Origin of the sequence: Archangium violaceum Cb vi76 (assembly GCF_000733295.1) — a bacterium.
Classification (GTDB): domain Bacteria; phylum Myxococcota; class Myxococcia; order Myxococcales; family Myxococcaceae; genus Archangium; species Archangium violaceum.
Genome location: NZ_JPMI01000005.1, coordinates 50,524 through 69,715, shown reverse-complemented (window position 1 = coordinate 69,715; position 19,192 = coordinate 50,524). Strand labels below are relative to the sequence as shown.

The 19,192-nt window shown below is 68.9% G+C and carries 18 protein-coding genes and 1 pseudogene; 4 read left to right on the top strand and 15 right to left on the bottom strand.

Annotated features, from left to right (window positions below; all coding sequences use genetic code 11):
- Window positions 1-39: 39 nt before the first annotated feature.
- The 6 genes from Q664_RS01365 to Q664_RS01340 all read right to left on the bottom strand — a co-directional run bounded on the left by Q664_RS01365 (window position 40) and on the right by Q664_RS01340 (window position 5,245).
- A complete protein-coding gene (locus Q664_RS01365; RefSeq protein ID WP_043388918.1) occupies window positions 40-447 on the bottom strand; it encodes a DUF2085 domain-containing protein in 408 nt (135 codons plus the stop codon).
- Entirely contained in the window at window positions 422-1,447 is a 1,026-nt protein-coding gene (locus Q664_RS01360; RefSeq protein WP_043388916.1) for an ABC transporter ATP-binding protein, read from the bottom strand. Before Q664_RS01360 ends, Q664_RS01365 begins: the two co-directional genes overlap by 26 nt.
- Window positions 1,444-2,436: an ABC transporter ATP-binding protein gene (locus Q664_RS01355; protein WP_043388913.1), complete on the bottom strand. Its 993-nt coding sequence runs from the start codon at window positions 2,434-2,436 to the stop codon at window positions 1,444-1,446. The genes Q664_RS01360 and Q664_RS01355 overlap by 4 nt, the downstream gene beginning before the upstream one ends.
- A 38-nt stretch (window positions 2,437-2,474) precedes the next feature.
- On the bottom strand, window positions 2,475-3,554 hold the full coding sequence (locus Q664_RS01350) for a cyclic di-GMP-binding domain-containing protein, MshE-related (protein ID WP_043388911.1): 1,080 nt from the start codon (window positions 3,552-3,554) through the stop codon (window positions 2,475-2,477).
- Between the two features lie 24 nt (window positions 3,555-3,578).
- Window positions 3,579-4,334, bottom strand: a complete 756-nt coding sequence (locus Q664_RS01345) for a cyclic di-GMP-binding domain-containing protein, MshE-related (RefSeq protein WP_043388909.1) — start codon at window positions 4,332-4,334, stop codon at window positions 3,579-3,581.
- Window positions 4,335-4,423: 89 nt separating this feature from the next.
- On the bottom strand, window positions 4,424-5,245 hold the full coding sequence (locus tag Q664_RS01340; protein ID WP_043388906.1) for a DUF4292 domain-containing protein: 822 nt from the start codon (window positions 5,243-5,245) through the stop codon (window positions 4,424-4,426).
- A gap of 42 nt (window positions 5,246-5,287) precedes the next feature.
- Between Q664_RS01340 and Q664_RS01335 the strand changes: the two genes are divergently transcribed.
- Window positions 5,288-6,001: a MotA/TolQ/ExbB proton channel family protein gene (locus tag Q664_RS01335; protein ID WP_043388904.1), complete on the top strand. Its 714-nt coding sequence runs from the start codon at window positions 5,288-5,290 to the stop codon at window positions 5,999-6,001.
- An 11-nt stretch (window positions 6,002-6,012) separates the two neighbouring features.
- A complete protein-coding gene (locus tag Q664_RS01330) occupies window positions 6,013-6,465 on the top strand; it encodes an ExbD/TolR family protein (protein ID WP_043388902.1) in 453 nt (150 codons plus the stop codon).
- A gap of 9 nt (window positions 6,466-6,474) precedes the next feature.
- Here the strand turns inward: Q664_RS01330 and Q664_RS01325 are convergent, their stop codons facing one another.
- The 7 genes and pseudogenes from Q664_RS01325 to Q664_RS01295 form a co-directional block, all read right to left on the bottom strand.
- Window positions 6,475-7,119, bottom strand: a complete 645-nt coding sequence (locus Q664_RS01325) for a tetratricopeptide repeat protein (protein WP_043388900.1) — start codon at window positions 7,117-7,119, stop codon at window positions 6,475-6,477.
- Window positions 7,120-7,183: 64 nt separating this feature from the next.
- Window positions 7,184-7,753, bottom strand: a pseudogene (locus tag Q664_RS01320) (DsbA family oxidoreductase); the annotation flags it as partial.
- A gap of 131 nt (window positions 7,754-7,884) precedes the next feature.
- On the bottom strand, window positions 7,885-9,051 hold the full coding sequence (gene pheA / locus Q664_RS01315) for a chorismate mutase (protein ID WP_052517529.1): 1,167 nt from the start codon (window positions 9,049-9,051) through the stop codon (window positions 7,885-7,887).
- Between the two features lie 176 nt (window positions 9,052-9,227).
- A complete protein-coding gene (locus Q664_RS01310; protein ID WP_043388898.1) occupies window positions 9,228-11,066 on the bottom strand; it encodes an acyl-CoA dehydrogenase in 1,839 nt (612 codons plus the stop codon).
- Between the two features lie 199 nt (window positions 11,067-11,265).
- Entirely contained in the window at window positions 11,266-11,928 is a 663-nt protein-coding gene (locus Q664_RS01305) for a MaoC family dehydratase (protein WP_043388897.1), read from the bottom strand.
- Window positions 11,928-12,377, bottom strand: a complete 450-nt coding sequence (locus Q664_RS01300; RefSeq protein WP_043388894.1) for a MaoC family dehydratase N-terminal domain-containing protein — start codon at window positions 12,375-12,377, stop codon at window positions 11,928-11,930. The genes Q664_RS01305 and Q664_RS01300 overlap by 1 nt, the downstream gene beginning before the upstream one ends.
- Before the next feature lie 19 nt (window positions 12,378-12,396).
- Window positions 12,397-13,398, bottom strand: coding sequence for an NAD(P)H-dependent amine dehydrogenase family protein (locus Q664_RS01295; RefSeq protein ID WP_043388891.1), 1,002 nt, complete (start codon window positions 13,396-13,398; stop codon window positions 12,397-12,399).
- Between the two features lie 269 nt (window positions 13,399-13,667).
- On the opposite strand from Q664_RS01295, the gene Q664_RS01290 reads away from it, so the two are divergent.
- Window positions 13,668-14,774 (top strand): HD domain-containing phosphohydrolase, encoded by a 1,107-nt coding sequence (locus Q664_RS01290; protein ID WP_043388888.1) that lies wholly within the window; start codon window positions 13,668-13,670, stop codon window positions 14,772-14,774.
- A gap of 9 nt (window positions 14,775-14,783) precedes the next feature.
- On the opposite strand, the gene Q664_RS01285 is transcribed toward Q664_RS01290, so the two are convergent.
- Entirely contained in the window at window positions 14,784-16,115 is a 1,332-nt protein-coding gene (locus Q664_RS01285) for a tetratricopeptide repeat protein (RefSeq protein WP_152621840.1), read from the bottom strand.
- A 487-nt stretch (window positions 16,116-16,602) separates the two neighbouring features.
- Between Q664_RS01285 and Q664_RS51400 the strand changes: the two genes are divergently transcribed.
- On the top strand, window positions 16,603-17,106 hold the full coding sequence (locus tag Q664_RS51400; protein WP_152621839.1) for a hypothetical protein: 504 nt from the start codon (window positions 16,603-16,605) through the stop codon (window positions 17,104-17,106).
- A gap of 11 nt (window positions 17,107-17,117) precedes the next feature.
- Here Q664_RS51400 and Q664_RS59875 read toward each other — a convergent pair whose 3' ends face one another.
- Window positions 17,118-19,175 (bottom strand): peptidylprolyl isomerase, encoded by a 2,058-nt coding sequence (locus Q664_RS59875; RefSeq protein WP_075207281.1) that lies wholly within the window; start codon window positions 19,173-19,175, stop codon window positions 17,118-17,120.
- Window positions 19,176-19,192 lie beyond the last annotated feature (17 nt).

Genomic DNA, 19,192 nt, shown 5'->3' with positions numbered 1-19,192 from the left:
TGGACACACTCCACTGGCCGCTGACGAGGACCTTCGGCCCTACCCGTCCCTCGAGCTCCGGTAGGTCATGAGCAGGACGGGGAGCGCGACCACGGCCACCAGGGCGGCCTGCCACACCAGTACCTGGGGCAGGGGCTTCTGGAGGTGGATGAACAACGAGCGGCCCAGGGCCACCCCCAACAGCACGCCGGTGAGGGTGCGCACGGCGTTGGAGCCACCACCCGGACGGAAGCGCCCCACCGCCCAGTCCACGAGCGCCGGCAGGGTGAGACCGAGCACCACCGGCACATCCCACTCCCACGACAGGGGCGCTCGAGCCTTGAAGAGGGCCACCATCACGGCCAGCAGGACCGGGTACGTCCCCAGGCAGCGCGCGCACACCCGCACGCCGCCGAGCAGGTACGTGCGGTTGTACTCCTCCTCATGGTGGTGACTGAGCCAGAACACCCTGCCCTCCCTGCGTGACCTTCCGCGCCTCGTCCTCCACCAGGAAGCACGCGGCGGTGTGCCCGTTGCCCAATTCATACAGGGGCGGTGTCTCGCGCCGGCACCGCTCCATGGCGTACGGGCAGCGCGGATGGAAGTGGCACCCGGGCGGCGGCGCGAGCGGAGACGGCACATCCCCCTGGAGGATGATGCGCGAGCGCTTGCGTTCCGGGTCCGGCACCGGCACCGCCGACAGCAGCGCCTGCGTGTACGGATGGCGCGGCTTCCGGTACAGGTCCGCCGCGTCCGCCAGCTCCACGATGCGGCCCAGGTACATCACCGCCACGCGCGTGGACACGTACTCGACGATCTTCAGATCGTGCGCGATGAAGATGTACGTCAGTCCCAGGTCACGTTGCAGGTCCACCAGCAGGTTGACGATCTGCGCCTGGATGGACACGTCGAGCGCGCTGATGGGCTCGTCGGCGACGACCAGGTCCGGCCGCAGGGCGATGGCCCGTGCGATGCCGATGCGCTGGCGCTGCCCACCCGAGAACTCGTGCGGGTAGCGGCCCAGGGCGTCGCGCGGCAGGCCCATCAAATCCAACAGCTCGCCCACCTTCGCCTCGCGCTCGCGGCCACGCTCCAATCCGTGGATGGCGAAGGGCTCGCCCAGGATGTCCCGCACCGTCATGCGCGGGTTGAGCGAGGCGTACGGGTCCTGGAAGACGAGCTGCATCCGCCGCCGCAGCGGGCGCAGCTCGCGCTGGGAGAGGCCCGTCAGCTCACGACCCTCGAAGCGGATGGAACCCGCCGTGGGCTCCACGAGCCGCAGCAGCGTGCGCCCCAACGTGCTCTTGCCGCAGCCGCTCTCGCCCACCAGGCCGAGCGTCTCGCCGCGCCGCACGTCGAAGCCCACCCCGTCCACCGCCTTCACGGTGCCCCGCACGCGCCCGAGCAACCCCCCGCGCACCGGGAAGTGCGTCTTCACGTCGCGAACCCGCAGCAGGGGCTCGGTCATGGCGCGGGCACCGGGTTGTGGCACGCGGCCTCCTGGCCATCGCGCTTGAGCTCCAGCTGCGGCTCCACCCGGGCACAGATATCCAGGGCGCGCTCACACCGGTCCCGGAAGCGGCATCCCCCGGGCAGCCGGCGGAGGCTCGGCACCATGCCGGGGATCGTCTTCAACCGGGGGCGCTCCCCTGCCCCACCCGTCTCCTGGAGGGCCGGAATCGAGCGCAGCAGCCCCGCCGTGTACGGGTGCGCCGGCTGCCGGAAGAGCGCCTTCACCGGAGCCCGCTCCACCACCCGGCCCGCGTACATCACCACCACCGCGTCACAGCTCTCGGCCACCACGCCCAGGTCATGGGTGATGAGCATCACCGCCATGTGGCGCTCCGCCTGCAACCGCTTCAGCAGCTCCAGGATCTGCGCCTGGATGGTGACGTCCAACGCCGTGGTGGGCTCGTCCGCGATGAGCAACTCCGGCCCACACGCGAGCGCCATGGCGATCATCACCCGCTGGCGCATGCCGCCGGAGAGCTGATGCGGGTAGCTGTCCACGCGCTGCTCGGGAGCGGGAATGCCCACCTGGCGCAGCATCTCCACCGAGTGCTCGCGCGCGGCGGCCTTCGACAACCCCTGGTGCAGCCGCACCCCCTCGGAGATCTGCTCGCCCACCGTGTAGACGGGGTTGAGCGAGGTCATCGGCTCCTGGAACACCATGGAGAGGTGGCGCCCACGCATGCGGCGCATCTTCTCCTCGGGGAGCGCGAGGAGGTCCTCGCCCCGGAAGCGGATCCGCCCGCCCACCACCCGGCCGGGCGGCTCGGGCACCAGCCGCATCACCGAGAGCGCGGTGAGGCTCTTGCCACAACCGCTCTCCCCCACCACGCCCAGCGTGCCGCCAGGCGGGATGGAGAAGGACACGTCGTCCACGGCCAGCACCGGGCCCTCCTCCAGGGAGAGCTGGGTCTTCAGTCCACGGACATCCAGGAGGGGCTCGGACATGGGGCTCACGGCCGGGCCTCAACATCCGGCCCGGGGCATCACTTCCGGGACAGTTCCTCCAGGAACTCCTCCTCGCGGATGACGCGCTTGCGGATGAGGAGCCGGATGAGGCTGGCCACCATGCGCGCGGGCTTCACCTTCTCCGTGTGCAGCTCCGCCTCGCCGCCATCCGCCATGCGCTCGAGGTCCTCGAGCACCTTCAGGTCCTCATCCGTGATGTCCGGAGGCCGGGGCGCGGGAGGCGGCTGCGGCAGGCCCTTCGCGGCCCCGCCGAAGACGACCACCGGCACGCCCTTCTGGTCGGGCGCGGCGGGCGGAGCCGAGGGCTCGGGCTCGCCGAGCAGCTCGTCCAGGAGATCCTCGCTCTCCTGCGGAGGAGGAGGCGGCGGCGGGCTCGCGGACGCCTTGGCCCTGGGCGAGGCCTTGGGCGTGATGAGGGTGATGTCCTCGTCCTCATCATCGAAGGGCGGCGGTGCCGGGGGCGTGGGCGGCTTCGGCTTCAAAGCGGACCTCGGGGTGAGGACGGGGGGACCGTCGACAGGGGGCGGCGGCACGGAGGGCACATCCCAATCGAGCAGGGCCGAGACGGCGGCGGCGGCCGAGGACTGCGGCAGGCTCTCGCCGACGGGCTCCAACACCGGGGGTTCGCGGCCCTCCTCCTCGGCGAGCAGTCCCACCGCCCGGCCACTCACGAGATCGAGCGAGCGGTCGATGTCGTCCTCGGCGGCCACGTGCACCCGGATGGGCTTGTTGAGCTGGAAGCTCAGCTCGCCCACCACGGTCAGGTCCGAGGGGTCATCCACCGCCACGAGCAGCCGCTCGCCCCGGGCCTCGCGCTCGAGCCCGAAGAGCACGAAGCGGTGCTCGGCCTGGAAGTCGAGCGAGACGAGCTCGCGCACCTTCTGGGGAATCTCTTCCGGGAGCTGGACGAAGGGCAGATCGAACTGACGCGCCAGGGCCTGGGCCACCGCGGAGGGCTCGGTGAAGCCCAGGGCGATGATGACCGAGCCGAGGCGCTGCCCCTGGCCATGGACCCGTTGCTGTCCGAGCGCCTTGCGGACCTGATCCGGATTGAGCGCGCCGGACTCGATGAGCAGCTCGCCGATCTTCTTGCGCATGGAAGGACGGGGGGCTGGAACGGCTTAACGCTTGACCTTCGCCAGGTACTCGTCGCGGGTGAAGACGCCCTTCTCGATGAGCAGCTCCACCATGGCCTTGAGGGCGGCCACTTCCTTGCGCTGCACCTCCTCCACGCTGCGCAGGAGCTCCACGGGGCTGCCGGTGCCGCCGCCGCGCACCGAGGGCATCTCGCGCGAGGGTGAGGGCGGCATGGGAGCCGGCGTCCTGGCGGCGGGAGCCGCGGCCGGCGGAGGCGCGGTGGGCGCGTTCATGTTCTTGACGACCGTGCGGCCCTGGGCGTCCACCACCTTGAAGTTGGTGTCCGCGTCGGCCAGCTCGCCCTGGTCATCGTAGAAGCGCGCCATGGCCCGGGCGATGGCCGTGCGTCCGGCCACGTTCGGGACGATGCGGCTCTTGGTGACGGCGCGCAGCTCGTCCAGCTGCCGCACGTTGAGCGGGTCCGCGATGGCCACCACCAGCGTCTTGCCGTCGTCGCGCAACTGCAGCGGCAGCACCGCGAAGTCCCGCGCCGTCTGCAGCGGCACCTTGTTGAGCACGTGCGAGGGGATCTCCTTCACCGCGTCCAGGTTCACCGCGGGGATGGCGAGCTGCTTGGACAGCGCCCGGACCAGGATGTCCTCGGACACGAGGTTCATGCGCACCAGGATTTCTCCCAGCTTGCCGCCCCACTTCGCCTGCTCCGCGAGCGCCGCCTTGAGCTGGCTCTCCTGGAGCACGTTCGCCTTGATCAGCAGTTCACCGAGCTTGATCTGTGCCATGTCGCAGTCGCGGTGAGTCCGAACGGACCCGCCTTTGGCGTCAGTGTACCTGAAGTTCCAAGCATTGCCGCATTATCGACATGGCCCGCTCAAGAACCGGGCGAGGCAGGCGGCAGGGCAACCGGAGGCAGGGACTGGCCCCCCTCGTCCACCTCGACGACGCGGATGTCCTCGGGCGCGGAGAGATCGAAGAGCGTCAGGTCCGGGGACTCGTTGAGGGTGATGCCGGTGTAGCGCAGGCCCAGGGAGGTGTCCGCGGTGGGGGCCCGGAGCGTCACCTCGTGGGGGAAGACGAAGTCCCCCTGGTCCTTGAAGTGGTCGTACTGGAGTCCATAGGCCTGGATGCCGCGGACCTCGCTGCGCACCACCCGCAGGTGCTTGGGGTGGATGTGGAGCACCTGGGACACGTTCCCCTTGTGGAGCGTGAGGACGTACAGCCGCTCCTTCTCGTCCAGGGCGAGCGTCATGCGCTCGGCGGGGATGAAGGGCACCTTGCCGAGCATCACGGAGACCAGCTCCTCGCTCGGCAGGGCCACGGGCAGGAAGCGCGAGAGGTTCCGGGGGGTCGCCGGCCCCTGGTAGTAGGTGTTCTCCTGGAACTGGAGCAGGCCGAAGCGCTGGCCGTCCGTGACGAGCACGGCGATGGGCCGGTTGAAGAAGTCGAACATCTCCACGCGCAGCAGGCCCGGCCGGGAGGCGGCCAGGAAGGCGGAGACGGAGCCGGAGCCCTGGGGCGAGTCGATCCGGATCTTCCCGTCACCCTGGAGGGTGGCCACCCGGTCCTGGGCGACACTCGTCAGGCGGAAGAGCTCCTCGGCCTGGGTGATGGGGCCCTGGGGGCCGAAATCGATGCGCTTGGGACAACCTGAACATAAGAGAGCCAGGAAGATTGCTGCGGCTGCGCGGTTCATGGCTTTAGTCTCGCGCCAGGCCGACCTTCCTGGCCACCATTCATGAGCCTTTCCGATCTCCTCCACTACCTGCGTATCGGCGGCGTCACCCTCGCCTCCCTCCTCCTCGCCTCCGTGGTGGCCATGGGTGTGGCCATCGAGCGGCTGATCGCCCTGTGGGGGGTGAGCGAGCGCTCGCGGGCCCTCGGCGACACCGTGCAGAAGCACCTGCTGCGCGGGGACATCACCGCCGCCCGCACCGCCACCGAGCGCTCGGATGCCGCCGTGGCGGACATCTTCCTGGCCGGCTTCGATCGCCTGGAGCGCACGCGGGGCACGGGTGACGGCGTGGAGTCCGCGGTGGAGCGCGAGCGCGCCCAGGTGGGCCTGCGGCTGCGGCGCAACCTGTGGATATTGGCGACCATCGGCTCGCTGACGCCGTTCGTGGGCCTGTTCGGCACGGTGGCCGGCATCATGAGATCCTTCAAGGACCTGGGCCTGGACGTGCAGGCGGGCGGCTCGGGCGGCAGTGCCACGGTGATGATGGGCATCTCCGAGGCGCTGGTGGCCACGGCGGTGGGCATCCTGGTGGCCGTGCAGGCCATGGCCTTCTACAACTACTTCCAGGCGAGGCTGTCGCGGGTGCTCGTGGAACTGCGGCTCATGGGTGACGAGTTCGCCGAGCTGCTGCGTGAGCGGCCCATGAATGGCGCCCCGGCTTCCTCTTCCACGGCTCCGGCTCCGGTGGACGCGCCGCGTTCCCAGCCGGAGGCCTGAGGTCCACTCCCATGGCGATGGGCAAGATTCCGGGGGACTCCGAGGGCGACGGCGAGAGCGCCGGCTTCGCGGAGATCAACATCACCCCGCTGACCGACATCTTCCTGGTGCTGCTCATCATCTTCATGGTGACGAGCTCGGTGATCGTCCAACAGGCGCCGGGTGGCGCGCAGACAGGACTCAAGGTGAACCTGCCCAAGGGCGGCGCCACCGACGTGACGGCGCGGGCCACGGATATTTCCGTGGCGGTGCTCTCGGACGGGCGCTTCGTGCTGGGCGGCAACGTGGTCAACGAGGACGAGCTCAAGCGCGCCTTCGCGAAGGCCCAGGAGGAGAACCCGGACACCGTGGTCATCGTCCAGGCCGACGAGGGCGTGCCCCACGGCACCGTGGTGCAGGTGATGGAGATGGCCAAGAGCGTCGGGCTCGGCCAGCTCGCCATCGGCGTGCGCGACACGCAGTAGGCCCTGGCGTCACCCGGGCGTGGCGCGCAGCCAGCGCCACAGCGCGCCCAGGCTCGGAGAGACCCGGAACATCGTCCAGCGCACCTGCCGGAGTTGGGCCCCCTTCACGGCCTTCACCATCGGCTCGAGCAACGCCATCGCCTCGGCCCTCAGGTGATGGCGGACCAGCAGCAGCGCCAGGTCCAGCCTCGGCTCGAAGAGCGTGGGCTCCAGCGCGAGCGCCTCCTTCAGCAGGGCGATGGCCTCCCGGCGCTCGTTCTTGGCACGCAGGTGGAGCCGGCCCCGAAGGTACATCTTCACCGCGTCCGCGCGGCGCCCCCGGGCGAGGTGCATCTGCGCCACCTGCTGCCAGAGGTGCACCTGCGTCGGGAACGTCTCCGCCGCCTGGGTGTAGACGGCCAGCGCCTTGTCCGTGAACCCCTTGTCCAGATGCGCCTGGGCCGCCGTGCGGAAGCTCTGGAGCGAGGCCTCGCCCTCGTCCACCCGGGCCAGCAGCGGCGCCAGCTTCACGTGCACGGCCGGATCCTTCGGATCCTGCTCCAACGCCTTGCGGTACCCGGCAATCGCCTTCTTGAGCTTGCCCTTGGAGCGAGCGCGATCCGCTTCGACGATCAGCTCCGAACGCGTGGGCGGCTCCTTCTTTCCGAAGAGCATGGCCCCCATTCTACCGGAGCACCGCGCCCACCGGGCGAGTTGCCAGGCGGGCGGAAATTCTCACTCAACCCGGACGCGAGGCGCGCGGTTTGACGCCCAGCCGCTGCATCGCCTGCTGGAAGACGCCGTACTCCTGAGCGCCCTGCAACGCGAAGCGATCTCCGAGCACGAAGGTGGGCACGGCCTGGATGCCCATCTCCTGCGCCTCACGGACGGCGTCCTCGACGACCCGCTGGTAGCGGCCCTCTTCCACCGCCCGCTGCATCACGTCGGGATCCAGACCGGCCTCCTGCGCCGCGCCCCGGAGCGTGTCCCACTGCCACAGGTCCTGCCCCTCGCTCCAGTAGCGCCGCAGCACCGCCGCATGGAAGGGCTCGAGCTTCCCCTGCTCCCGGGCGAACTCCGCCGCCTGGTGCGCGCGCCGCGTCGAGGGGATGACGTCGCGCTCCACCATCGTCAACCCGGCCGCGGCCGCCCTGCGCTTGAGGGGGTTGTTCGGATCCTTCATCCGCTCGCGCACGTAGGCCGGCAGGGGGAGCCCCTCTGGCGGTGTCTCCGGGCGCAGGAAGAACGGACGCCAGTCCACCTGGACGTCATATTCCTTCTTCAGCTTCTCGACCTCCACGAGGCCGACGTAGCACCAGGGTCAAACGAAGTCCGACCACACCCGGATCGTCACGAAATCGCTCATGCGGCACACCTAACACCGCTGGAGCACGCCTGCCACCGATGTTCCCTCTCCCAGAGGGAGAGGAAGCATGCGCATCACAGGATGCGGCGCGAGCGCGGGTAGCTGCCCAGGACGATGAGCTCGCGGCAGTGCGTCTGGGCCTGCTCGATGGCGGCGATCATCGTCGGCTCATCCCGGTGGCCGAGCGCGTCCACGAAGAACGTATAGGTCCACCGCTCCCGCCCCTGCGGCCGCTTGTCGATGTGCGAGAGGTTGATGCCGGCGGACTGGAAGACGCCGAGCACCGACACCAGCGCGCCGGGCTTGTCGTCCGTGGTGAACATGAGCGACGTCTTGTCATCCCCCGTCGGCCGGGCGTTCTGCCGGGCGATGATGACGAAGCGGGTGATGTTGTTCGGGTCATCCTCGATGCGCGGGAAGAGGACGTTGAGCCCGTAGAGCTGCCCGGCGAGCGCCGTGCCGATGGCAGCCGCTCCGGGCTCGGCGCCGATCTCCAGGGCCTTGCGGCACTCGTCGGCGGCGATCTGCGCGGCGCGCGAGCTGCTGGCCGCGGGCATGAGCTCGACGCCGGGGTATTGGGTGCTCAGCCAGTTGCGGCACTGCTGGAAGATCTCCGGCTTGGAGTGGATGCGCCGGACCTGGCTCGGCTGGCAGTTGGCGAGCAGGGCATGGTGCACGGCGATCTGCACCTCGCCATAGACGGAGATGTGCTGGGCGTTGGCCTTGAAGGCATCGAGCGTCTCCACGATGCCGCCGCCCAGCGAGTTCTCGATGGGAACGAGCCCGTAGTTGACGTGGCCGCGGCGCACCTCGGTGAAGACGCCACCGATCTCCCGCAGGTCCTCGTAGTCCACCGAGGAGCCGAACTGCTTCACGGCGGCGGCGTGCGAGTTGGAACCGGGCGGGCCCAGGTACCCGATGCGCAGCGGCTGCTCGAGCGCGAAGGAGCCGCTCATGAGCTCACGGTAGATGCCCTCCACGGCCCGATCGCTCAGGGGGCCCTGGTTGGAGGACAGGACCTTGCGCAGCACCTCGGCCTCGCGGTGCGGGGCGTAGATGGGGGTGCCATCGGCACGCTTGGTCTTACCCACCTCGACGACGAGGCTCGCCCGCTCGTTCAGCAGCCGGACCAGACGCTGGTCCACCGCATCGATCTTCCGGCGCAGCTCCTGGAGCCGCCCCGAGTCCTTGGGCCGGGCGGGCGCGGGCTGCTTCTGCTTTCGGGTCTTCCTGGTGGCCATCGGTCTCCAGCGCGGTCGAGCACGGAAGCCGGGGATTCTCTCTCAAGAACCCCCGATGGCGCACGGGAAGTATTCAACCCGGGGCTCCCGATACCCTCACCCCGCCCCTCTCCCGAGGGGAGAGGGAAGGATGCGAGGGTGGGCCTGAACAGCATGGGAGGCCCCGGGCTTCGACGTCAGATGCTGCCGAAGGCGGTGTTGGAGATCTCCACCGACGAGGTGTCCTCCAGCGCCATCATCCGCGCCGCCTGCTCCACGTTGGGCAGCACGTTGCGCGCGTACCACAGCGCGCTGAACTTCTTGCCCTCGTAGAAGGCCTTCTCGTCGCCCGTGGCCTTCTCGCCCACGCGCTCGGCGATGATGGCCGCGTCCAGCAGCAGCCAGCCCACGGCCAGCTCCGACATCATGTTCAGGAAGCGGTTGGCCGACAGCGGGATGAGCGTCATCTTCGACGGATCCTGCGACCAGCCCAGCACGGCCATGGCGCTCGCCATCACGCCCTCCTGCGCCGCCGCCAGCTGCTTCACCGCCTCGCCGTACACCTTGTGCTCGCGGTTCGCCTCGATGAACCCGCCCACGTCCGCCATGAACTGCTGGAAGTTGGCGCCGCCCGCCTGCCCCATCTTGCGGCCCACCAGATCCATCGCCTGGATGTGGTTGGTGCCCTCGTAGATGGAGAAGATCTTCGAGTCGCGCGTGTACTGCTCCACCGGGTAGTCCTGGCAGTAGCCCGCGCCGCCGTACACCTGGATGCCCTGCGCGCACAGCCGGAACGCCTGATCCGACGCGTACGACTTCACCAGCGGCGTCAGCAGCTCCACCTGCCCGCGGTGGTAGGCCGCCTGATCATCGTCCTTGCCCGCCATCATCTGCGCCTTGTCCGTGTGCATGGCCAGCTTGACGATGAGCGCGCGGATGCCCTCCACGTGCGCCTTCATCTCCAGCAGCATGCGCCGCACGTCCGGGTGCTCGATGATGGCCACGCGCGGCGCCGACGGATCCTTCCACTTGCTCAGGTGCGCGCCCTGCTTGCGGTCCTTCGCGTACTCCAGCGCGTTGAAGTACGCCGCGCTCGCCAGCGACACGCCCTGGATGCCCACCGCGATGCGCGCGCCGTTCATCATCTTGAACATCTGGCTCATGCCGACGTTCTCGACGCCGCCCACCAGCTCGCCCACACAGCCGTCGTTCTCGCCGAAGTTCAGCACACAGGTGGCCGACGCCCGGATGCCCATCTTGTGCTCGATGGAGCCCACCGAGACGTCGTTGCCGCCCGCGAGGCTGCCGTCCGCGTTCACGCGGATCTTCGGCACGATGAAGAGCGACAGGCCCTTGGTGCCCGGCGCCGCGCCCTCGATGCGCGCCAGCACCAGGTGCACCACGTTCTCCGCCAGGTCGTGGTCACCGCCCGAGATGAAGATCTTCGTGCCACGGATGCTGTAGGTGCCGTCCGCGTTCTTGCGCGCGGTGGACTTGGCCGCGCCCACGTCCGAGCCGGCGTGCGGCTCGGTGAGGCACATGGTGCCGCCCCAGGTGCCGTTGAGCATGCGCTCCACGTACAGCTTCTTCTGCTCCGGCGTGCCGCACTCGGCGATCAGCTCCGCCGCGCCGAAGGCCAGGCCCGGGTACATGTTGAAGGCCGAGTTGGCGCCCGAGAGGATCTCCTCGATGAGCACCTGGAGCATGATGGGGCCGCCCTGGCCGCCATGGTCCGGGCTCACCGCCACCGTCTTGAAGCCCTGCTCGTAGAGCTTCTTCCAGGCATCCTTGAAGCCCTTGGGGGTGATGACCGCGCCGTTCTCCAGCCGGCAGCCCTCCCGGTCACCCGAGGAGTTGAGAGGCCCGAGGACCTCCCGGGCAAAGCGGTACGTCTCCTGGAGCACCGCCCGCGCCTCATCCGGCCCCCAGGCATCAAAGGGGGCCTGCCCCGCGACCTGGCCGAAGCCAAACTGCTCGAACAGCGTGAAGAAGATTTCCCGAAGGTCGGTCTTGTAGGTGTTGATGCCGGCGGACATGAGCCCCTCCCGTACGTTGGTGGGGCTCACGGCCGCCACATCGGCGGTCCGCGGCCCCAGTTGGGACACGCAAAGGTTACGTCGGTTGATTCGAGAGTCAATCCCGATTGACTCCAGAATCAATCAAAAGTGACGCTTCGCGTTGGAGCGGCGAGGGTTGCTCGCCGCCCCAGCAGGGAGGGGATTGAAGGGGGAAGTCCTACTTCTTGGCCTTCTTCGCCGCGGCGGAGGCCTGGGAGACAGCGGGCGCCGTGGCCGTCTTGGCGGCCGGCTTGGAGCCCGTCGTCTTCTTGCCGGACATGGCACCGGCCCTACGCTCGTCGTCCTCCTCGTCTTCACCCGGAGTCTGGGCGGAGGCCTGGAGGAGACTCTCGCGCGGCACGTCCACGACGATGGGAGACTGGCCGGCGCGCTGCCGGTTCTCGTCCTCCAGCGAGTAGAAGAGCTGGATGGTGGAGTTGCCCTTCATCACCAGCTCACCGCGCTGGTTCTCCGCCCACAGCTCCACGTCGACGAAGTAGCGGCCCCCCTCGCCGTGCCGGTCGCTCACGCGGCCCTTGCAGACGACGGTGTCACCGGGCCACACCATCTTGATGAAGCGCACGTGGTAGCGGCGCAGCTGGCCGCCGCGGGCCCAGTCGCTGATGAGCTGGCCCAGCATGCCCATGACGAGCATGCCGGGGGCATACACGGAGGGCATGCCCACGCTCTTGGCGTAGACCTCGTCCACGTGGACGGGGTTGAAGTCACCCGAGGCACCGGCGTAGCGCGACAGCTGCACGCGGTCGATGGGGGCCTTGGCCAGCGCCGGCAGCTCGTCGCCGACACGGATGCCTTCGAAATAGAGCTTGCGCGCGGGCATTACGGATTCTCCTTGGCGGCGCGGACGATGAGCGTCCGGCGGGCGCGGAACACGAGGTTGCCTTCCTCGTCCCGGCCCTCGTCCTCGATGACGGCGACATCCATCTTGCCCGCGGGGCCGGTGCGCTCGAGCACGTCCGACACCCGCGTGGCGACGAAGATGCGGTCACCGGCGAAGATGGGGCGCTCGTACTCGAAGGACTGCTCGGCGTGCAGCAGGCTCTTGATGCCCACCCCCAACAGCTCGCGCAGATCCGCCGCCGAGCTGAAGGACGCGGGGAAGGTGGGCGGGGCCACTACCGTGGGGTAGCCCGAGGCCCGCGCATACTCCTCGTCGTAATAGATGGGGTTGTAATCGCCGAGGGACTCGGCGAAGCGCCGGATGGCGCCCTTCTCCACCTCGTTCAGGAACGGCGGGGAGGCCCGGCCGATCGCGTTCTTGTCCAGCATGTCCCTCTCCCTTTTTCCTTCAACGACCGGCCGGTAGCTCGAGCACGGTCAAGAGACCGGCCTCGGCGGCCGTCACGCGCGGAGCGGCGTTCACCAGCGTGTTGGCGGTGGCCCGGTCACCGGGCACCCCTCCGCGAATCTCCAGCACCAGTTTCGGGTCCGACTCAATCTCGATGCGATCCCCAGGATTGTCAGCCCCCACCGCGATGGTGAGCTCCAACCGGACCCGCTCCTGCCCTTCCTCCAGACCCACGGCGGACTGGAAGATTCCCGCCACCCGGCCCTTCTTCACCGGGAAGGCCCCATCCAGGATGTCCTCCTCGGCGAAGACGGGGACGATCTCCTCCTCGAAGTCGTCGCAGTCCATGCCGAGCCCCAGCGCGCACAGGGCCGCGCTCTCCACCAGCCCCACGTGCCCCATCTGCTCCTTGTCCACCAGGGCGAAGAACTCGTCCTCGGACAGGCCGGCGCCCACCTTGCGCTGCAGCGCTTCCCGGCGGGTGCGCGCATCCACCACGCGCGTCACCGTGGCATGGCGCACCGGGCCGCACGCCTGGCCCGCCACCGCCACCAGCCGATCCATCACGAAGCCCGGATTGACGCCGGTGCCGAGCACCGCCACCCCGGCGGCTTGCGCCGCGCGGTCCAGCTTCTCGGCCAGCTCGGGATACTTGAGGAAGGGGAAGGCCAGCTCTTCACAGGTGGAGACGATGGGCAGCCCGAGCTTGAGGGCCTCGAGCAGCTGATCCATCACCTGCTCCAGGCGCGAGCCGGTGGCATGCAGCAGCACGGCGCCCTTGCGCCGTCCCACGGCCGCCTCCAGCGAGCCAGCCACCTTCACCTTCAGCGCGGGACCCCCGAGCACATCCGACAGGGGACGCCCCACCAACTGTGGGTTGGCGTCCACGGCACCGATCAGCTCCACCTCGGCTGAGAGCTGGGCCGCCCTGGCGATCTCCTGCCCGATGAATCCCAACCCCATGACCACCACCGGGACCGGCCCTGCGGAGGCTCTAGGCATCGGAGAACTCTCCAAAAATCAAGGAGTTACACCACAATGCAGCAATGTGGCGCACCATAGACCACCCCCAGCCGGACAGGCAAGCGGCTCGTGAACCAGGTAGAGCGTCCCCTGCCAGAAAGAAGAGAGGTTACGAGGGGTTGTAAAGCGAGCAAGAGTGCGAGCCCACCCCCAAGCGGGTGTGACCTTCGGGCGCAAAGCCGTGTATAACGGCCCGGTTTCTTCGATGTCCGTCCCCATTTCGATCGAAGGGTTGGGAGGCTGTATTCATGGACCGCATCCTGGTGGTGGATGACGATCCCCTCATTCTGGCCGCGCTGTCGCGGATTCTGCAGTCGGAGGGCTACGAGGTCGTCACCCACACGGATCCTGCCCAGGCCGCCAAGGAAGAAGGATTCCAGGTGGTGCTGACGGACTTCATGATGCCGTTGCTCAACGGCGTGGAGCTCCTGAGGACCCTGCGTGAGAAGAACCCGCGTGCCGTGCGCCTGATGCTGACGGCGGCGGCGGACTTCCGTACGGCCTCCGAGGCGGTCAACCGGGGAGAGGTGTTCCGTCTATTGGGCAAGCCGTGGTCGCTCAGCGAGCTGACCAGCGCGGTGCGTCAGGCCTTCGAGCACTTCAAGCTGGTGGAGTCCAACGAGCGGCTCACGCGCGAGGTGGCGGAGAAGAACGCGGAGCTGACGCTCATCAACCGCGACCTCGAGCGCATGGTGGTGGAGCGCACCAACGGCCTGCTGGATGGGCTCATCAGCGCGCTCGACTACCGCGATACCGAGACGCAGTGGCACTCGCGCCGGGTGTCGCTCTACTCGCGGCGGATTGGCGAGGAGATTGGACTGACGCCCACGCAGCTCGAGGTGGTGGAGCAGGGAGCCCTGCTGCACGACATCGGGAAGATTGGCGTGAGCGACACCATCCTGCTCAAGCCCGGCCCGCTCTCCCCCGAGGAATGGGTGGAGATGCGCAAGCATCCCGAGTACGGGTACAAGATCCTCGCGAAGATGCCCTACCTGCACGACGCCTCGCTGATCGTGCTGCACCACCAGGAGCGGTGGGACGGCAAGGGCTATCCGCAGGGGCTCAAGGGCAAGGACATCGTGATCGGGGCGCGCATCTTCGCCATCGCGGACACGGTGGACGCCATCACCTCGGATCGTCCGTACCGCAAGGGCCGGCCGATGTCCGTGGCGCGCGATGAAATCAAGCGCTGCTCGGGCACGCAGTTCGACCCGGAGCTATCCGAGGCCTTCCTGCGCATTCCGGACGCGGAGTGGCAGCGCATCCGCAAGAAGGTCGAGGACATGGAGAACGCGGAGAACGCGCTCTGGGCCGGCTTCACGCCGGGCAAGGTGCCCAACCGCGTCGCGAGCTGAGCGCGTCTCTCACGGGAGCGCGCCCTTGCCCACGAAGGCGCGCAGCCAGGCCACCTCGCTGCGCGCCCGTGATTCCAGCAGTTGCTCCGAGAGCGAGCGCAACGGCCATCGGTCGAGCGCGGCCCGGAGCGAAGTCATGACAGCCGCGTGCACTTCGTCCTCTCGCGCGAAGGCCTCCCGCTGATCGCGGCCGTGCCGCAGGTTGGAGGCTCCGGACGCCATGAGCGAGGTTCCCACCGAGTGCTCCAGGAGCGAGGACTGCTCGGTCAGACGGCTTCCGATGAGCCAGAGCATGCGCCCCATCCTGCGGTGCTCGTCCTCGGAGAGCCGATCCCGGGTGGCGGCGGCACGCCAGAGCAGCAGGAGCGCACCGCGATGGCCCAGCGTCCGCTCCGCCACCGCGAAGGCAGCCCCCGTGGAGCCGGGCACCTTCAGGTCCTCCAGGCATCGCCGCGCCTCATGGAAAGGCCGTGTGAAGGAGTCTTCCTTCCAGGAGGGAAGCACCGAGATGGCCTCGAGTGCTTCCAGTTCCTGGGGGCTGAACGGCTCATCCCGCTCCGTTCCAACCAGCAGGTGCAACAGGCGAAGCCGCATGGCCGAAGGTGAAGTCGCGGAGAGCTGAGCGAAGCGCTGGCGCAACACGGGCGCGGCCTCTTGCTGGACGGACGCCGAGAGCCTCTTGTCGCGCAGCAGATCGAATGCCGCGATGAGCAGCGCGGAATCATCGAGTTCCGGCACCCGATCGAGGACCCAACGGGCACGCGCCTCGGAAGGATTCGGGGAGAGCAGGGCCAGGGTGAGACGTGCTCGTGAGGAGGAAGCACGGCTCCAGGCGCTCTCGAGCCCCGGTTCATCGAGGCTGGCGAGCATGGGCTCCGGCAACAAGGCACTCTGCTGCAAGTCGGGGCGTCCCAGTTCCGTCCAGGCCTCGAGAAAGACCTGCCTCCAGCCCACCGGGGCATCACGCCGCTGATTCGCCAGGAGCGTCTCCAGAATCCGCAACTCCGGTTGCCCGGGAGCCAGGGAGCCCAGTCGGAGCAGAACCCCCTGTGCCGCGCGGAGGTCACCCGTCTCCAGTGCGACGCACGCGAGAACGACAAGCGCTGGAGCATGGCCGGGTGCTTCAGCCAGGGCCGCGGTGGCTTCCTCTCGCGCGCGCTCCAGTTCTCCCGCGACGGCGGCCCGATGGGCGAGCCGGGTATGCGGCAATGCGCTGGAGAGGGCCTGCCCGGAATCGGGTGCCCTCTGTGCCGCTCGGGATTTCCAGAGCGCGAAGCCTCCCGTGAAGGCGAGCAGCGGTGTCGCGAGGCCCAGGGACCAGAGGAGCTTCCTCCGTGTCATGCCTGTGCCGCTGCGTCCAGGGGTCAGGCTGGGAGGAACCGGGTTGACGTTCATCATCAGGACACAGCCCCGTGGTTGTTGGCCACCGTACGCAGGATAACCAGCAGGCGTTTCCGCTCATTGAGGTGGCTATCCGGTCTGTTCGAGACTCATCGCAATGGGTTCTTCCACTGCACCAAGACAGGAGGTGTCTGATGCACACCAGCAGGTCTGTGCAGTTCCGCTCGATCTTGATGGCCGCTGCAGCCCTGACACTGACGACACGGTGCACAGAGGAAGACCGGCTCGCGGGGCAGAATCAACCCATCGAGTGTCTGCCGTACCAAGAAGTCCGAAAACGATGCACACAGGCATTCAATGACTGCTTGGACTCCCGCATTCAAAGCATTCGGAGCGAAACCAGTGGACATAGCCTGTGCCATGTCTGCCAGGATGTCTGCATGCAGAGCAATGGTGTCTGGCCAGACGTACTCTGGGATGGGAGGCCGTGCCGTTGACGCTGTCCAAAAGCTCCGAGCACCGCTTCATGGAAGTGGCACGAGCGGTGGACCAACTGCTCGTGAAGACCTTTGACGATTCCTTCGAGGAGTTGGAGCCCAAGCTCAAGGCACTGGAGCGCAGGCTTCTGCATTCCGTGGTGAGGACGAAATTCGAGCGTCAGGAGTTACAGCGGCGGATTGCCGAGACGATTTTTACCGAAGCATACGGACGCAATTGTCCATGGCATGTATTCGGCCCCACGTTGCGACGTATCCGGAGGCTGGGCTACTCGAACGTCGAACGCCGCTACCACGTCGCCTGTCTGTACGCACGATGGTGCCAACGGCACCCGCAGCACGACAATCGCGAGGCCCGGCGCTTGCTGGATGAGACCGACCGGAGCATTCGCCGTCTTCCTCACAGCAACAACCTTCGCAAGTGGCTGCTGAGTGCACTGTCAGAGCTACGAGTCCAGACAGGGTTCCAGTCTGGAGCAACGCCCATCCGGTAGCCGTCTTTGCTTCAGGGCGACACCTCCACCTCCTGGATGGTGTCGCCCTCCAGCAGGCGATCCACCACCTCCATGCCGCGCGTCACCTCGCCAAAGGCCGTGTAGCGGCCATCCAGGTGCGGCTGCGGAGAGTGGGTGAAGAAGAACTGGCTGCCTCCCGTGTCCTTGCCCGACAGCGCCATGCCCAGCACGGCGCGGCGATAGGGCCGCCGGGTGATCTCACAGCGGATGGAGTAGCCCGGACCCCCCTCCCCGTCTCCGCGCGGGTCTCCTCCCTGCGCGACGAAGTCCGGCACCACGCGGTGGAAGGTGGTGCCCCGGAAGTAGCCCCCGCGCGCGAGCGCCACGAGGTTGCCCGACGTCAGCGGCGCCTCCGCGTCCAGCACCACCGTGAAGTCCCCCTTGTTCGTACGGAACGTGAGCGTGCTCCCCACCGGAGCGGGCTCGGGACGGCGCGCGTTGTCCGGCGACTCCACGTGCGCGGCCCGCACGGGCTGCCCGGTGAGGCCCGAGAGCGACTCGACCGCCACGCGGCGCACGTTGGCGTGCGGGTGCTCCAGCCACTTGCGCAGCACCGGCTCCGCGTCCTTCCCCGCCAACGCCACCAGCCCCTCCGCCACCGGCCCGGCCATGTCCGGCTCCCGAGGCACACGCTCCGCGAGCGCTCGCACTCGGGGCAGGGCCTCCGCGTCCTTCAGCTTCCCGGCCGTGCTCGCCGCCGCCGCGGCCTCCACCAGGTCCTCTCCTTCGAGAAGCGCCCGCACGGGCCCGGCGGCCTCGGGCACCGGACGGGACGCCACCGCGTCGAGCGCGGCCAGCCTCACCCGCGTGTCCGGATACGACAGGTACTGCACCGCATCGCTCGCGCCTGCCCTGCCCTTCGACTGCGCCACCTCCCGCAGGCCAAGTGACAGCCGCCGCACCGCCCGAACCCAGCCGCCTCCACAGCGCAGCGCCTCATCGAGTGCTCCCGTCTGCCGGTCGAGCGCCGCCGCCAGACGGCAATCGAGGTTCATCAAATCTCCCGAGGCCACTTCCGAGGCCGCGCCCGGTGTCGCCTCCTGAAGCGCGCGCCGCAATGCCATCAGCACCGGACGTCCCGCCTCGGGCAGGCCCTGCTGTGCCAGCGCGAGCAGTGCGTGGCCCGCCGCCGGGTCCCCTCGCGCCACGCGTCCGACCTGGGACGCCAGGGCCCGGAGCTCGTCCAACGGGGTGCAATCCCCGCTGCACCGCGAGGCCAGCTTCGCCAGCGCCCGCGAGGCCTCGGCCGCCACGCGGGGCACCTCGTCCCCCAGCAACCGGCCCACGACGGCCGCGTCCTCCGGGCCTCCCACGTCACCGAGCCCCTTCGCGCACAACGCCCGCACGTCCGGGGCCTCGTCTCCGAGGCACCGCCGCAACATGCCCAGCCCCTCGGAGCGTTTCGCGCTCGCCAGGAGATAGGCCCCGCCGAAACGGGAGGCCTCTGGCTGACCGGACTGGAGCAACACCGCCGCCCGCTCCAGCGGAACCTCCGCCAACGACGCGCCCCGGCGGGCCGCCACCCCGAGCGCCACCGCCGCCCGGCCCGCGACCTCCGGACTCCCCTCCGAGAGCCGCTCCGTGAAGCGCTTCACCGCCCCTGGCGTGGCCAGCTTTCCCAGCGACTCGAGCAACGTACGCCGCACGCCCTCGTCCTTCTCCGAGCCCTCGGCGGCGAGCAGTGCCTCCGTCATCCGCGCCTTCTCCGCGTCCGTGAGCGGCTCCCATGAGAGCGCCAGTACCCCGGCCGCGAAGGCCGCCTCGTCCCGCACGGGAACCTCGGCGGCCCCCAACCCGGCCAGCACGGCCTCCATCGTGGACGGCTCCTGGATGCGGGCGAGCGCACGCAGGGCCCGGACGCGCACCGGCACGGACCCCTTCGCCGCCAGCTCCACCAGCCGTCCCCCCGCCAGCGAGCGGCGATCCTCCCAGAGGGCGATCTCCTCCCCTCCTCCCGCCTCCGGCGCGGACGGCACGGAGCGGACACAACCCGACAGCACGAACCCCCACAGCAGGCAGACGGGCACAGCGGCGCGCAGAGCATCCATGCCGCCTCGCCTAGGCC

Bases quoted from the DNA above. Each gene is read 5' to 3' on its own strand.
- Q664_RS01330 (WP_043388902.1), top strand. From the start codon at position 6,013: ATGGCGATGGGCAAGATTCCGGGGGACTCCGAGGGCGACGGCGAGAGC.
- Q664_RS01290 (WP_043388888.1), top strand. From the start codon at position 13,668: ATGGACCGCATCCTGGTGGTGGATGACGATCCCCTCATTCTGGCCGCG.
- Q664_RS01300 (WP_043388894.1), bottom strand. From the start codon at position 12,377: ATGCTGGACAAGAACGCGATCGGCCGGGCCTCCCCGCCGTTCCTGAAC.
- Q664_RS01305 (WP_043388897.1), bottom strand. From the start codon at position 11,928: ATGCCCGCGCGCAAGCTCTATTTCGAAGGCATCCGTGTCGGCGACGAG.
- Q664_RS01285 (WP_152621840.1), bottom strand. From the start codon at position 16,115: ATGACACGGAGGAAGCTCCTCTGGTCCCTGGGCCTCGCGACACCGCTG.
- Q664_RS01360 (WP_043388916.1), bottom strand. From the start codon at position 1,447: ATGACCGAGCCCCTGCTGCGGGTTCGCGACGTGAAGACGCACTTCCCG.
- Q664_RS01350 (WP_043388911.1), bottom strand. From the start codon at position 3,554: ATGCGCAAGAAGATCGGCGAGCTGCTCATCGAGTCCGGCGCGCTCAAT.
- Q664_RS01295 (WP_043388891.1), bottom strand. From the start codon at position 13,398: ATGCCTAGAGCCTCCGCAGGGCCGGTCCCGGTGGTGGTCATGGGGTTG.
- Q664_RS01325 (WP_043388900.1), bottom strand. From the start codon at position 7,119: ATGCTCTTCGGAAAGAAGGAGCCGCCCACGCGTTCGGAGCTGATCGTC.
- Q664_RS01340 (WP_043388906.1), bottom strand. From the start codon at position 5,245: ATGAACCGCGCAGCCGCAGCAATCTTCCTGGCTCTCTTATGTTCAGGT.
- Q664_RS01355 (WP_043388913.1), bottom strand. From the start codon at position 2,436: ATGTCCGAGCCCCTCCTGGATGTCCGTGGACTGAAGACCCAGCTCTCC.
- Q664_RS01310 (WP_043388898.1), bottom strand. From the start codon at position 11,066: ATGTCCGCCGGCATCAACACCTACAAGACCGACCTTCGGGAAATCTTC.
- Q664_RS01335 (WP_043388904.1), top strand. From the start codon at position 5,288: ATGAGCCTTTCCGATCTCCTCCACTACCTGCGTATCGGCGGCGTCACC.
- pheA (WP_052517529.1), bottom strand. From the start codon at position 9,051: ATGGCCACCAGGAAGACCCGAAAGCAGAAGCAGCCCGCGCCCGCCCGG.
- Q664_RS59875 (WP_075207281.1), bottom strand. From the start codon at position 19,175: ATGGATGCTCTGCGCGCCGCTGTGCCCGTCTGCCTGCTGTGGGGGTTC.
- Q664_RS01345 (WP_043388909.1), bottom strand. From the start codon at position 4,334: ATGGCACAGATCAAGCTCGGTGAACTGCTGATCAAGGCGAACGTGCTC.